The sequence below is a fragment of the Nioella sp. MMSF_3534 genome (assembly GCF_030732985.1).
Classification (GTDB): Bacteria; Pseudomonadota; Alphaproteobacteria; order Rhodobacterales; family Rhodobacteraceae; genus Nioella.
This window is the reverse complement of the sequence record NZ_JASHJX010000047.1, coordinates 15146-28403: the sequence shown is the minus strand read 5'-3', so window position 1 is coordinate 28403 and position 13258 is coordinate 15146. Positions and strand designations below refer to the sequence as shown.

The window sequence follows — 13258 nt, the reverse complement described above, 5'->3', positions numbered from 1 at the left end:
CCCCCGTGCAGACGAAACCTCGATTTCCGAAATCAGCCGGACCTGTTGCAAGACCTTGCCGCTTGCGGGGGGAAGAGGTTTCGAAACCTCTTCACAAGGGCCTTCGAAGGCCCTTCCCCGCCCTGGGGTGGGCCGGGCGCATCGGATCGGGCGGCACAGGGGAGATCGGTCCTATATGGCCGCTGGATCTGTGGAAAGGGCGGGATGCCTCCGGCGGAGGTATTTGGGCCAAGATGAAAGCGGAAGGCGCGATGCGGGAATGGGCGGCGGTGAGGGGCTTGCCAGAGCGACGGCCCGAGTCTATACGCCCCCGGTGGCCCTGCCTGGGTCCGAGACTCAACAATCAAGAAATGCCGTGTTTGGCCCCGTGATCGCTTCGGGGGTCAGTTCCGGCGAAGGAGAAGCGACATGAAACTGCATGAACTGCGCGACAATCCCGGCGCGACCAAGAAAGCCAAGCGTATCGGCCGCGGCCCCGGTTCGGGCAAGGGCAAGACCGCTGGCCGTGGTATCAAGGGTCAGAAATCCCGGTCCGGTGTTGCGCTGAACGGCTACGAAGGCGGCCAGATGCCGCTTTACCAGCGTCTGCCCAAGCGCGGCTTCAACAAGCCCAACCGCAAGGCATTTGCTGTCGTCAACCTGGGCCTGATCCAGAAATTCGTGGACGAGGGCAAGCTGGACGCATCCGCTGCCATCACCGAGGATGCGCTGGTCGCATCCGGCCTGGTGCGCCGCAAGCTGGACGGCGTGCGGATTCTGGCCAAGGGCGACGTGACCGCCGCGCTGAACCTGACCGTGACCGGTGCGTCCAAGTCCGCCATCGAGGCTGTCGAGAAGGCTGGTGGCAGCCTGACCGTGGCGGCTGCGGCTGCGGCGGAATAACTCGGCCTTCGGGCAAAAGCCCGATCAACGCTTGTGAGCGGTAACCTTACCGCTTACATCTTTGGCAAGTTCTTCCCGCGCCGCGTGGTCGACCCCGATCCCGCGGCGCTGTGCATGAGAGAGACCCTATGGCATCTGCTGCAGAGCAAATGGCCGCGAACCTGAGCTGGCGTACCTTTGGCAAAGCCACCGAGCTGCGCCAGCGTATCCTGTTCACCATCGGCCTTCTGATCATCTACCGTATCGGCACCTATATCCCGGTCCCCGGAATCGACGGCGAAGCGCTGCGCGACTTCCTCGACCAGGCCGCGGGCGGCATCGGCGACATGATCGACGTGTTCACCGGCGGCGCGCTGGGGCGGATGGGGGTCTTTGCCCTCGGCATCATGCCCTATATCTCGGCCTCGATCATCGTGCAGCTGATGACGGCCATGGTGCCGGCGCTGGAGCAGCTGAAGAAAGAGGGTGAACAGGGGCGCAAGAAGATCAACCAGTACACCCGCTACGGCACGGTGTTGCTGGCCACCTTCCAGGCCTACGGGCTGGCCGTCAGCCTGGAAGCGGGCGAACTTGTGACCGATGGCGGCTGGTTCTTCCGCGCGGCCTGCGTGATCACGCTGGTGGGCGGCACCATGTTCCTGATGTGGCTGGGGGAGCAGATCACGCAGCGCGGCATCGGCAACGGCATCTCGCTGATCATCTTCGTCGGCATCATCGCCGAGATCCCCGGCGCGCTGGCACAGTTCTTTACCCTGGGCCGGTCGGGCGATCTGCAGACCTTTACCGTTCTGGGCATCATCGCGATGCTGCTTGGTACGCTGACCTTCGTGGTGTTCATGGAGCGCAGTCTGCGCAAGATTCACATCCAGTATCCGCGCCGGCAGGTGGGGATGAAGGTGTATGACGGCGGGTCCAGCCACTTGCCGATCAAGGTGAACCCGGCGGGCGTGATCCCGGCGATCTTCGCCTCGTCGCTGCTGCTGCTGCCGACCACGGTCTCGACCTTCTCGGGCCAGAATGCGGGCCCTGTGATGACCTGGATCCTGGCGATGTTCGGCCCCGGGCAGCCGCTCTACCTGCTGTTTTTCGCAGCGATGATCATCTTCTTCACCTATTTCTACACGCTCAACGTGTCGTTCAAGGTGGATGACGTCGCCGACAATCTGAAGAACCAGAACGGCTTTGTTCCCGGCATCCGCCCCGGTCCGAAGACCGCCGAGTACCTGGAATACGTGACCAACCGCATCCTGGTTCTGGGCTCCGCTTATCTGGCGCTGGTGGTGTTGCTGCCCGAGATCGTCCGTACTCAGCTGACGATCACGGCCTATTTCGGCGGCACCTCGATCCTGATCATCGTGTCGGTCGGGATGGATACTGTGCAACAGGTGCAGTCGCATCTGCTGGCGCATCAGTATGAAGGGCTGATCGAGAAATCGCAGCTGCGCGGGCGCAAGTCCGGCGGCAGCCGCAACAAACGGAAAGGACCCGCGCGCCGATGAACCTTATTCTACTCGGGCCCCCGGGGGCCGGCAAAGGCACACAAGCGCGGATCCTGGTGGATGAGCGCAACATGGTCCAGCTGTCTACCGGAGACATGCTGCGCGCCGCCCAAAGCTCGGGCACCGAGATGGGAAAGCGCGTGGCCGATGTGATGGCCCGAGGGGAACTGGTGACCGACGAGATCGTGATTGGGCTGATCGAAGAGCAGCTGACCACGGTTGAAGCGGACGGGTTCATCTTTGACGGGTTCCCGCGCACGCTGGCGCAGGCCGATGCGCTTGGCGCGTTGCTGGCCAAGACCGGGCAGAGCCTGGATGCGGTGATCGAGATGCGCGTCGATGACGAGGCGCTGGTGGCGCGGATCACGGCGCGGTCGACCTGTGGCGATTGTGGTGAGGTCTATAACGACCTGACCAAGCCGATCCCCGCCGATGGAAAATGCGTCAATTGCGGCGGTACCGAGTTCAAGCGCCGCGCCGATGACAATGAGGACAGCCTCAAGCAGCGGCTGATGGAATACTACAAGAAGACCTCGCCGCTGATCGGCTATTACTATGCCAAGGGCGATCTGTCGGTGGTCGATGGTCTGGGCGAGATCGACGAGGTCGCGGGCGCGATCCGCACCGTTCTGGACGCGTGATCCCGATGCGGGCCGTGGTGCTGACCCTGACCGCGGCCCTGATCGCAGCCCCCGCCGTGGCGCTGGCACAGGACGATTGCCGTTCCGGCTTCTCTCAGTGGGATCTGGAGGATCTGCTGATCGAAGCGTTCGAGGCGCTGGAACAGCCGGATAACGCAGAGTCCAGCCATTGCGCGTTTCAGCTCGATCTGCCGGGGATGGACGTGCCGGAAACCGGTGCCGAGTTGGGCAGTTGCCGCTGGCAGGGTGTGGACGGCGAAACGGCCTTTCTTCTCGCCCCGGAACATCCCGACGAGGTGGCCGTCATGCGTGGCGGGGAAGAGATGGCGATGCTCGATCTGTGCGACATCTGACCGGGCTGAGCAGGGGCTTTCCAGAAAGTTCTTGACAAAAGCCGAACGCCCTTGACCCGGTGGGGAAATCCGCCTAACAGCAGGCTTCCCATCCGGGAATCGCGAGACTTGCGGGAATCAGCCCTGCATCCCCCTCGTACCGAATTGTTCGATGGCCCGCAGGCTGACCGCCTCGGGCTTTCGGTTGTGAAAAAAGGTTCTGGAGCTACGGAACCGCAACGGAAAAGGAAGACTACGTGGCACGTATTGCCGGGGTAAACATCCCCACCGCCAAGCGCGTTCCGATCGCGCTGACCTACATCACCGGGATTGGCCCCGCCTCCGCGAAATCCATCTGCGAAGCCGTGAACATCGACGAAACCCGTCGCGTGAACGAGCTGTCGGATGCCGAGGTTCTGGCCATCCGCGAGCATATCGACGCGAACTTCACCGTTGAAGGCGACCTGCGCCGCGAAACCCAGATGAACATCAAGCGTCTGATGGACCTGGGCTGCTATCGCGGTCTGCGTCATCGCCGGAACCTGCCCGTTCGCGGTCAGCGGACCCACACCAACGCCCGCACCCGCAAAGGCCCCGCAAAGGCCATTGCCGGTAAGAAGAAGTAAGGGGAGGTTCGCACAATGGCTCGTGACAAGACCCGCATGAAGCGTAAGGAACGCAAGAACATCGCCGCTGGTGTGGCGCATGTGAACAGCTCCTTCAACAACACCAAGATCCTGATTTCCGACGTGCAGGGCAACGCCATCTCGTGGTCGTCCGCCGGTACGATGGGCTTCAAGGGGTCGCGGAAATCCACCCCCTATGCCGCGCAGATGGCCGCAGAAGATGCGGGCCGCAAGGCACAGGAACACGGCGTCAAGACGCTGGAAGTGGAAGTTCAGGGCCCCGGTTCCGGCCGTGAAAGCGCGCTGCGCGCCCTGGCTGCCGTCGGTTTCAACATCACCTCGATCCGTGATGTGACCCCGATCGCACATAACGGCTGCCGCCCCCCGAAGCGCCGCCGCGTCTGATTATGTCTACTTGCCTGCGGGCCGTGTGACTCCCACACGGCCCGCAGGTTTGTCATTTTGATCCTCGAGCGTTCCGGGCAAGGGATCCGCCCGCGAACAGGAATGGAGGCGACACATGATCCATAAGAATTGGCAAGAGCTGATCAAGCCCACGCAACTGGTGGTCAACCCCGGCAACGACCCGGCCCGTCAGGCCACGGTCATCGCCGAACCGCTGGAGCGCGGCTTTGGTCTGACGCTTGGCAACGCGCTGCGTCGCGTTCTGATGTCGTCGCTGCAAGGCGCGGCAATCACGTCGGTGCAGATCGACAACGTGCTGCACGAGTTCTCGTCCATCGCGGGCGTTCGGGAAGACGTGACCGACGTGGTTCTGAACCTGAAAGGCGTTTCCATCCGCATGGATGTGGAAGGCCCCAAGCGTATCTCCATCTCGGCCAAGGGCCCCAAGGTTGTCACCGCTGGTGACATCTCGGAATCCGCCGGTATCGAGATCCTGAACCGCGATCACGTGATCTGCCACCTCGATGAGGGCGCCGATCTGTTCATGGAACTGACCGTGAATACCGGCAAGGGCTATGTCGCGGCGGAAAAGAACCGCCCCGAGGATGCGCCGATCGGCCTGATCTCGATCGACGCGATCTATTCGCCGGTCAAGAAAGTGTCCTACGACGTGCAGCCGACCCGCGAAGGTCAGGTGCTGGACTATGACAAGCTGACGCTGAAGCTGGAAACCGACGGGTCGGTGACCCCGGATGACGCCGTGGCCTATGCCGCGCGCATCCTGCAGGACCAGCTGTCGATCTTCGTCAACTTCGATGAGCCCGAGGCCGCTGGCCGTGCGGACGACGAGGACGATCTGGAGTTCAACCCGCTGCTTCTGAAGAAGGTCGACGAACTGGAACTGTCGGTCCGGTCTGCAAACTGCCTGAAGAACGACAACATCGTCTATATCGGCGACCTGATCCAGAAGACCGAAGCCGAGATGCTGCGCACCCCGAACTTCGGCCGCAAGTCCTTGAACGAGATCAAGGAAGTGCTGTCCGGCATGGGTCTGCACCTGGGCATGGACATCATCGACTGGCCGCCCGACAACATCGAGGATCTGGCCAAGAAGTTCGAAGACAACTTCTGATCGGACGGTGGGCAAACTGCCCACCCTACGAAACCCCGGGTAGGGTGGGCAGTTTGCCCACCGTCCCGAAAAATGCCCGCGCTGGCGGGGACCAAATGGGCAATCCTGCCCCACCAAGGAGGGACCGGCACGCACCGGCCCCGGACAAAGCACAAAGTCAGGAGACTTCATCATGCGTCACGCACGTGGCTACCGCCGCCTCAACCGCACCCATGAACACCGCAAGGCGATGTTCGCCAACATGGCTGGCTCTCTGATCGAGCACGAGCAGATCAAGACCACCCTGCCCAAGGCCAAGGAACTGCGCCCGATCATCGAGAAGCTGATCACTCTGGGCAAGCGCGGCGATCTGCACGCCCGCCGTCAGGCCGCTGCCCAGCTCAAGCAGGACGCCTATGTTGCGAAACTGTTCGAAGTGCTCGGCCCCCGTTACGCAGAACGTCAGGGCGGCTATGTTCGCGTTCTGAAGGCCGGTTTCCGTTATGGCGACATGGCGCCGATGGCGATCATCGAATTCGTGGACCGCGATATTGACGCCAAAGGCGCCGCCGACCGCGCCCGCGTCGAGGCCGAAGAAGCCGCCGAAGATTGATAGCTGGCCACTTGGCCAGATCGAAACGACGAAACCCCGCCGATTTTGGCGGGGTTTTTTCGTTAAGCTTGTGGCATTTTCCAGGTTCGTTAAGACGCTTTTGGTATTTCGATTCCATTCCGATCCGCGGCATCCGCGACAAGACGTTCCAATTCCCGTTCACAAACAGGAGTTTGCCCCATGAATTCCAGAATATCCCGACGAATGGGGCCCGGAAGCCCCATGATCCGCGCAAAAATATGCGGATTTACCTTTTCAGCCATTCGACACACAACATCAATCGTCATAATATGACTTTACGGAGCACCCGAATTCCGACAACCTGTCCAAAAAGACATGTCCAATAGTAGAGTACTCATATCCTTGCTGGATCAGCTGAAAGCCCTTGCCCCAATGGGGTATACCGTGGGGCTGCACATCCGTTTTGCGTCGCCAATGATTCTGAAAAGCACCTATCCGCCGGACTGGCAGCAGGAGTATCAGGACAATGCCTACGCTTTGCGTGACCCGCTGGTATTCTGGGGGATTGGCATAAGTGGACAGACCAGGTGGAGTGAAATCCGCCTGCCGGACCCGTTCAGCATCATGCAGAAGGCCAAACGCCATGGCCTGCTTTATGGTGCGGTGGTGTCCTGCGGGCCGATCACGTCCCGGTCAATCATCGGGTGCGCGCGCTCGGACCGTGAATTCACGGATGACGAGCTTGACGCGATTGCAGTGGTATCCCGCGCGCTTCACGAGGCCGCTGCACCACCCACCGAACTAACCAAGGCTCAGATCGAGGCGCTTCGCCTGATCGCCGATGGAGACAGACATACCGCAGCGGCTGCCAAGCTGGGTATTTCCGAGAGCGCGTTGAAAGCGCGCCTGTCGTCCGCCCGCGTTCGCTTGGGTGCGCGAACCACGGCCGAAGCACTCAAGAAAGCGCGGGAATTCCGATTATTATGACAGCAAAGGCAGTTGCCTCGCGGTTCAGGGTTTACCAACCGCCAACCAGGAGGCACCTCAATGCAAGTCACTACACTGTCTTTCGAGAACATGCACAACCATGGTGAGCTGTTCGCGAACATGCTCCGTGCGCGACACCAGACCTTCATCGTGCAGAACCGATGGGATCTGCCCGAAGCGAACGGCATGGAGTTCGACCAGTATGACACACCGGCCAGCCGGTGGGTCACGGTTCATGAAGACGGCCATGTCATGGCCGGGGTTCGGCTGACGCCGACCACGCATCGCTGTGGCATCTACACCTATATGATCCGCGACGCACAGCGCGGGTTGCTGGAGTCTATCCCGGCGGATCTGCTGGATCGGAAAGCGCCCGTCGCGAGCCATATCTGGGAATCGAGCCGCGTTTTCGTCAGCCGGGAGGTTCCGGCGAAACTGCGTTTCCGGGTTCAGATGCAGCTGATTTCGGAAATGGTCAGCTCGGCGCGGGATCTGGGGGCGTCCGAGCTGATTGGCATCATTCCCGCGAACTCGCCGCGTCTGGCCCGCCGGGTCGGGCTTGATTGTGTTCCCGCCGGTCGCGAGCTGGACTTCGACGGAGAGAAAAGCGTCGCGGTGTCGATCAGCATGGCCACCAAGATGCATTGATCGGATGGTGTATGCCGGAATGGCTTTTCCCCAACCGTATCCAGACATAGGGTGCGGGCATGGCCGATCTATTCGCACATGCCCCATCCGCCGACACCAACGCAGCCGGACCAAGGCCCCTGGCCGACCGGCTGCGCCCCCGTGCCTTGTCCGAGGTGATCGGGCAGGGCCATTTGCTGGGCCCCGATGGCAGCCTGCGGGTGATGCTGGATTCGGGGTCTCTCGGCTCGCTCATTTTCTGGGGGCCGCCCGGTGTGGGCAAGACCACGATTGCGCGCCTTCTGGCGCAGGAAACCGACCTGAGTTTCGTGCAGATCAGCGCGATTTTCACCGGCGTGCCGGACCTGCGAAAGGTGTTCGAGGCCGCCAAGCATCGCCGCGCCAATGGCGGCGGTACGCTTCTGTTTGTGGATGAGATCCACCGTTTCAACAAAGCCCAACAGGATGGCTTTCTGCCACATATGGAAGATGGCACGATTCTTCTGGTTGGGGCGACAACCGAAAATCCCTCATTTGAATTGAATGCGGCTGTTCTCAGCCGGTCGCAGGTTCTGGTGCTGGAGCGTCTGAATGACGAGGATCTGGACCAGTTGATCGCCCGCGCAGAGGCGGAGCTCGAGACACAGCTGCCCCTGACTGATGACGCTCGCGCATCCTTGCGCGAGATGGCCGATGGGGACGGGCGGGCGATGCTGAACCTGGTGGAACAGGTGGCGGCGTGGAAGGTCGACGCGCCGCTTGATCCGAAACAGCTTGGCCAGAGGCTAAGCCGCCGGGCTGCGCAGTACGATAAATCGGGCGATGCCCATTACAACCTGATCTCCGCCCTGCACAAATCGGTGCGCGGGTCGGACCCGGATGCGGCGCTATATTGGTTCGCGCGGATGCTGGAGGGCGGCGAAGACCCGCGCTTTCTGGCCCGGCGCATCACCCGGATGGCGGTGGAGGATATCGGCCTCGCCGACCCGCAGGCGCAGCGGCTGTGCCTCGATGCCTGGCAGACCTATGAACGGCTCGGCAGCCCCGAGGGCGAACTGGCGCTGGCGCAGGCGGTGGCCTATCTGGCGCTGGCACCCAAGTCGAACGCGATTTACGTGGCCTACAAGGGCGCGCGGAAGGCCGCCGCAAAAACCGGGTCCGCACCGCCGCCCAAACACATCCTGAATGCGCCCACGGGGTTGATGAAGGATCAGGGATACGGTGACGGATATGCTTATGATCACGATGCCGAGGACGGGTTTTCGGGGCAGGACTATTTCCCCGAGACCATGGCCCGCAAGGCATTCTACCAGCCGGTCGAGCGCGGCTTTGAACGCGATCTGGCCAAGCGCGTGGCCTATTTTGCAAAGCTGCGAGCCAAGCGGCAGGGCGGTTGACAAGCCCCGCGCAAAGCCACAAACCCCGCCCATGTTGACAACGCTTCTTCAGGTCGCCCTTGGCGGCGCCATCGGGGCCTCGGCGCGCTATGCGACCGGGGTCGGCATCGTGCGTCTGGTGGGGCACGGGGCCTTTCCGCTTGGCGTGATCACGGTGAATATCGTGGGGTCCTTCCTGATGGGGGTTTTCGTGGTGGCGGCCGCGCATCGCGGCCTGACGCATCTGTCGCCCTTCGTGATGACCGGTGTTCTGGGCGGGTTCACCACGTTTTCCGCCTTCTCGCTGGAGGCGGTGACGCTTTATGAACGCGGCGACCTGAGCGGGGCGGTGCTGTATGTCGTGGCCTCGGTCGTGTGTTCGATCTTCGGGCTGCTTCTGGGCCTGTGGCTGGCACGGGGGATGTTCGTATGAGTGGTGTTCAGACAGTGGAAGTCGGCCCGGGCGAGGGCGATCAGCGGCTCGACCGGTGGTTCAAACGGCGCTTCCCCCATATCGGGCAGGTGCGCATCGAGAAGATGTGCCGCAAGGGAGAGATCCGCGTCGATGGCGGGCGGGTGAAACCTGCGACCCGTCTGGAAGTGGGGCAATCCGTGCGCATCCCGCCGCTGCCCGATGAGGCCGCGCCGCAACCGTTTACCAAGCGGGACCATGTGTCTGATGCCGATGCGAAGATGATCCAGGGCGCGGTGATCTACCGCGACGACCATATCATTGCGCTGAACAAGCCACCGGGCCTGCCCACCCAAGGGGGCAGCAAGCAGACCCGACATGTGGACGGGTTGGCCGAGGCGTTGAAATTCGGGTTTGAGGACAAGCCGCGGCTGGTGCACCGGCTGGACAAGGATACGTCCGGTGTCCTGCTGCTGGCCCGCACGCGAGAGGCCGCGAAGGCCCTGACCGCCGCGATGCGTCACCGGGAGACGCGCAAGATCTACTGGGCTTTGGTGGCTGGTGTGCCGACGCCCTATCTGGGCGAGATCCGTTTTGGCCTGATGAAAGCGCCCGGCCATGGCCGCAAGGGCGAGGGCGAGAAGATGATCGCCATCCATCCGCGCGACATGGACCAGAACCCCGACGCCAAGCGCGCCCATACGCTCTATGCCACGCTCTACCGCGTCGCGTCGCGTGCGGCCTGGGTGGCGATGGAGCCGATCACGGGCCGCACCCATCAGCTGCGCGCGCATATGGCCGAGATCGGGCACCCGATCATCGGGGACGGAAAATATGGCGGCTCGGGTCAGGAGAATCTGGGCGATGGATGGGGTGCGCAACTGGGCGGGATCATCTCGAAGAAACTGCATCTGCATGCGCGGATGATGCGGTTCGAGCATCCCGTGACGCATAAAGAGATCACCATCACCGCCCCCTTGCCTGAACATATGGCGCAAAGCTGGGAAACGCTGGGCTGGGATGAAAGCCTTGCCGCAGACGACCCGTTCGAAGGGGTGAAATGACCCTGAAACTGGTCATCTTCGATGTCGACGGTACGCTGATCGACAGCCAGGCCCATATCGTCGGGGCGATGAGGGCCGCGTTCGAAGGGCAGGGCCTGACCCCGCCAACGCGCGAAGAGACCCTGTCGATTGTTGGTCTGTCCTTGCCTGTGGCCATCGACCGGCTGATGCCAGGGGCCGATTTGGCGCTGCAATCGGCCCTGGTCGAGGGGTACAAGGACGGTTTCATGCGGATGAGGGTTGAGGGCGGCGAGGCGCTGTCGCCTTTCTATCCCGGCGCGCGCGAAATGCTGGGGTCGCTGGCCGCACGGGACGATCTGCTGCTTGGCATTGCTACCGGAAAATCGCGCCGCGGCATGGATCACCTGATGGAGATGCACGGGCTTCGCCGCCTGTTCCAGACGGTGCAGGTGGCGGACGATCACCCGTCGAAACCGAACCCTTCGATGATCCAGGCCTGTCTGTCCGAAACCGGGGTAGATACTACACATGCGGTGATTCTCGGGGATACGGTTTTCGACATGGAAATGGGCCGCAATGCCGGAATTCCCGCGGTCGGTGTCGAATGGGGCTATCACCCGGCAGAAAATCTGGTGACCGCAGGGGCGATGAAAGTGCTGACGCATTTCGACCAATTGGACAATGCACTGAACGAGATCTGGGGCTGAGCAATGAGCGAGTGGAAGGCGAAACGGTTCTGGAAGGAAACACGCGTTGCCGATGCCGAGGGCGGTTGGCAGGTGCTGCTGGACGGACGTCCGGTGCGCACCCCTCTGAAATCCGCAATGGCGCTGCCGACGCGTGAAATGGCCGACGCCGTGGCCGCCGAATGGCAGGCGCAGGACGGCGTGATCGACCCGCTGTCGATGCCTTTCACGCGCTCGGCAAACGCGGCGATCGACAAGGTGGCAACCCAGCATGCAGAGGTGGCCGCAATGCTGGCGGCCTATGCGGAGACCGATCTGCTGTGCCATCGGGCAGACTCCCCCAAAGAGCTGGCAGATCAGCAAAACAAGGGCTGGAACCCGGTTCTGGACTGGGCGGAGAAGACCTATTCGGCACCGCTGGCGGTGGTGTCCGGCATATTGCCCGCCGATCATCCTGACGAAAGCCTTGCGGTTTATGCCCGTGTCGTGGCGGGGTATCGGCCCTTTTCCCTGACCGCATTGCATGACCTTGTGACGCTCTCGGGGTCGCTTGTGCTGGGGTTGAGTGTCGCGAATGAGCAAATCGAGCCCGACGCGGCCTGGCGCCTGAGCCGAATCGATGAGGATTGGCAGATCTCGCAGTGGGGCGAGGACGAGGAAGCGAGTGAAGCTGCCGAGATCAAGCGCCGTGCTTTCCTGCATGCGGCGAACTTCCTGCGCCTTGCGCAAGGAACGTGATGTTTCCCTAGGCACTTTGATAATGCTGTTGCGCAGGGCGCGGGCACCTTGGGAAATTTACCCTAGGTAAGCCTTGGAACAGTGTGTTTCACCAAACCCTACCCTTGACCTCATCACCCAGATTTGCCCAATTAAAGGGCGGGGGCTGGTGCTGATGGCGTTTGCCCCTCCCAATTCAAGGGCCTTAATGGCCGAACAAGTCGCCCAAAAGGGCGAACCATCAGGAAGAGGTAAACATGAAAAAATCCGTTCTTCTCGGCACGCTTGCCGTGGCAGGTCTCGCAGCTGGTGCTGTGTCCGCGCAGACGCTGGACGAAGTCCGCGCGCGTGGTGCACTGAACTGCGGCGTGACCACTGGCCTCGTCGGCTTTGCGGCGCCCGATGCAAACGGTGAATGGGAAGGCTTCGACGTTGGCGTTTGCCGCGCTGTCGCCGCTGCCGTTCTCGGCGACTCCACCGCCGTGAACTTCGTGCCCACCACCGGTCAGACCCGCTTCACCGCGCTGGCCTCCGGCGAGATCGACATGCTGGCCCGGAACACCACCTGGACCTTCAGCCGTGACGTCGACCTGCGTTTCGAATTCACCGGCATCAACTACTATGACGGTCAGGGCTTCATGGTTCCCCGTGAACTGGGCGTGTCCTCGGCCATGGAACTCGACGGTGCAACCGTCTGTATCCAGACCGGCACCACCACCGAGCTCAACCTGGCGGACTTCTTCGCCTCGAACAACATGAGCTACGAGCCGGTTCCGATCGAAACCAACGCAGAAGCGCAGCAGCAGTACCTGGCTGGCGCCTGTGACGTGTACACCACCGACGCCTCTGGCCTGGCCGCAACCCGCGCCACCTTCGAAGATCCGTCGGCACACGTGGTTCTGCCGGAAATCATCTCGAAAGAGCCGCTCGGCCCGCTCGTTCGCCATGGCGACAACGAATGGGGTGACATCGTCCGCTGGACGCTGAACGCTCTGATCGCAGCTGAAGAGCTTGGCGTGACCTCGGCAAACGTGGCTGAACTGGCTGCCGGCACCGAGAACCCGGAAATCAACCGTCTGCTCGGCTCCGAAGGCGACCTGGGCGGTATGCTCGGCCTGTCCTCCGACTGGGCGGCAAACGCGATTTCCTCCGTCGGCAACTACGGTGAACTCTTTGAAGGCAACATCGGTGAGAACACCCCGATCGGTCTGGCGCGTGGTCTGAACGCACAGTGGACCGATGGTGGTCTGCTCTACTCGCCGCCGTTCCGCTAAGGAATAGCCGGAATTGGGGGGCGCGGCATTGCCGCGCCCTTCTTCCAATTGCGCCTCACCAAGTACTGACCATGCGACCGGACC

At 62.1% G+C, this 13258-nt stretch carries 16 protein-coding genes; all 16 read left to right on the top strand.

The features are described 5' to 3' along the window. Nucleotides 1-408 precede the first annotated feature (408 nt). A complete protein-coding gene (gene rplO, locus RBB16_RS17155) occupies nucleotides 409-882 on the top strand; it encodes a 50S ribosomal protein L15 (RefSeq protein ID WP_306047311.1) in 474 nt (157 codons plus the stop codon). A 128-nt stretch (nucleotides 883-1010) separates the two neighbouring features. After that, nucleotides 1011-2381, top strand: coding sequence for a preprotein translocase subunit SecY (gene secY / locus RBB16_RS17150; protein WP_306047310.1), 1371 nt, complete (start codon nucleotides 1011-1013; stop codon nucleotides 2379-2381). Continuing rightward, nucleotides 2378-3022 carry an adenylate kinase gene (locus RBB16_RS17145; protein WP_306047309.1) on the top strand — a complete coding sequence of 215 codons (645 nt, stop codon included), beginning with the start codon at nucleotides 2378-2380 and terminating at the stop codon, nucleotides 3020-3022. Before secY ends, RBB16_RS17145 begins: the two co-directional genes overlap by 4 nt. Further along, on the top strand, nucleotides 3019-3375 hold the full coding sequence (locus RBB16_RS17140; RefSeq protein ID WP_306047308.1) for a hypothetical protein: 357 nt from the start codon (nucleotides 3019-3021) through the stop codon (nucleotides 3373-3375). The genes RBB16_RS17145 and RBB16_RS17140 overlap by 4 nt, the downstream gene beginning before the upstream one ends. Nucleotides 3376-3611: 236 nt before the next feature. Then, nucleotides 3612-3980 carry a 30S ribosomal protein S13 gene (gene rpsM / locus RBB16_RS17135; RefSeq protein ID WP_071689298.1) on the top strand — a complete coding sequence of 123 codons (369 nt, stop codon included), beginning with the start codon at nucleotides 3612-3614 and terminating at the stop codon, nucleotides 3978-3980. Nucleotides 3981-3995: 15 nt separating this feature from the next. Next, nucleotides 3996-4385 (top strand): 30S ribosomal protein S11, encoded by a 390-nt coding sequence (rpsK, locus tag RBB16_RS17130; RefSeq protein WP_284481501.1) that lies wholly within the window; start codon nucleotides 3996-3998, stop codon nucleotides 4383-4385. Nucleotides 4386-4500: 115 nt separating this feature from the next. Beyond that, on the top strand, nucleotides 4501-5517 hold the full coding sequence (locus RBB16_RS17125) for a DNA-directed RNA polymerase subunit alpha (RefSeq protein WP_071689296.1): 1017 nt from the start codon (nucleotides 4501-4503) through the stop codon (nucleotides 5515-5517). Between the two features lie 172 nt (nucleotides 5518-5689). Next, entirely contained in the window at nucleotides 5690-6109 is a 420-nt protein-coding gene (gene rplQ, locus RBB16_RS17120; RefSeq protein WP_306047307.1) for a 50S ribosomal protein L17, read from the top strand. Between the two features lie 336 nt (nucleotides 6110-6445). Further along, on the top strand, nucleotides 6446-7057 hold the full coding sequence (locus RBB16_RS17115) for an autoinducer binding domain-containing protein (protein WP_127562018.1): 612 nt from the start codon (nucleotides 6446-6448) through the stop codon (nucleotides 7055-7057). A 60-nt stretch (nucleotides 7058-7117) separates the two neighbouring features. After that, nucleotides 7118-7705, top strand: coding sequence for an acyl-homoserine-lactone synthase (locus tag RBB16_RS17110; RefSeq protein WP_071689293.1), 588 nt, complete (start codon nucleotides 7118-7120; stop codon nucleotides 7703-7705). A gap of 59 nt (nucleotides 7706-7764) precedes the next feature. Beyond that, a complete protein-coding gene (locus RBB16_RS17105; RefSeq protein ID WP_306047306.1) occupies nucleotides 7765-9081 on the top strand; it encodes a replication-associated recombination protein A in 1317 nt (438 codons plus the stop codon). Between the two features lie 31 nt (nucleotides 9082-9112). Continuing rightward, nucleotides 9113-9493, top strand: coding sequence for a fluoride efflux transporter CrcB (gene crcB / locus RBB16_RS17100; RefSeq protein ID WP_306047305.1), 381 nt, complete (start codon nucleotides 9113-9115; stop codon nucleotides 9491-9493). Further along, nucleotides 9490-10536 (top strand): RluA family pseudouridine synthase, encoded by a 1047-nt coding sequence (locus RBB16_RS17095; protein ID WP_306047304.1) that lies wholly within the window; start codon nucleotides 9490-9492, stop codon nucleotides 10534-10536. Before crcB ends, RBB16_RS17095 begins: the two co-directional genes overlap by 4 nt. Next, nucleotides 10533-11204: an HAD-IA family hydrolase gene (locus RBB16_RS17090; RefSeq protein WP_306047303.1), complete on the top strand. Its 672-nt coding sequence runs from the start codon at nucleotides 10533-10535 to the stop codon at nucleotides 11202-11204. Before RBB16_RS17095 ends, RBB16_RS17090 begins: the two co-directional genes overlap by 4 nt. Nucleotides 11205-11207: 3 nt before the next feature. Beyond that, nucleotides 11208-11921: an ATP12 family chaperone protein gene (locus RBB16_RS17085; RefSeq protein ID WP_306047302.1), complete on the top strand. Its 714-nt coding sequence runs from the start codon at nucleotides 11208-11210 to the stop codon at nucleotides 11919-11921. 236 nt (nucleotides 11922-12157) lie between these two features. Further along, entirely contained in the window at nucleotides 12158-13174 is a 1017-nt protein-coding gene (locus tag RBB16_RS17080) for an amino acid ABC transporter substrate-binding protein (RefSeq protein ID WP_306047301.1), read from the top strand. Nucleotides 13175-13258 lie beyond the last annotated feature (84 nt).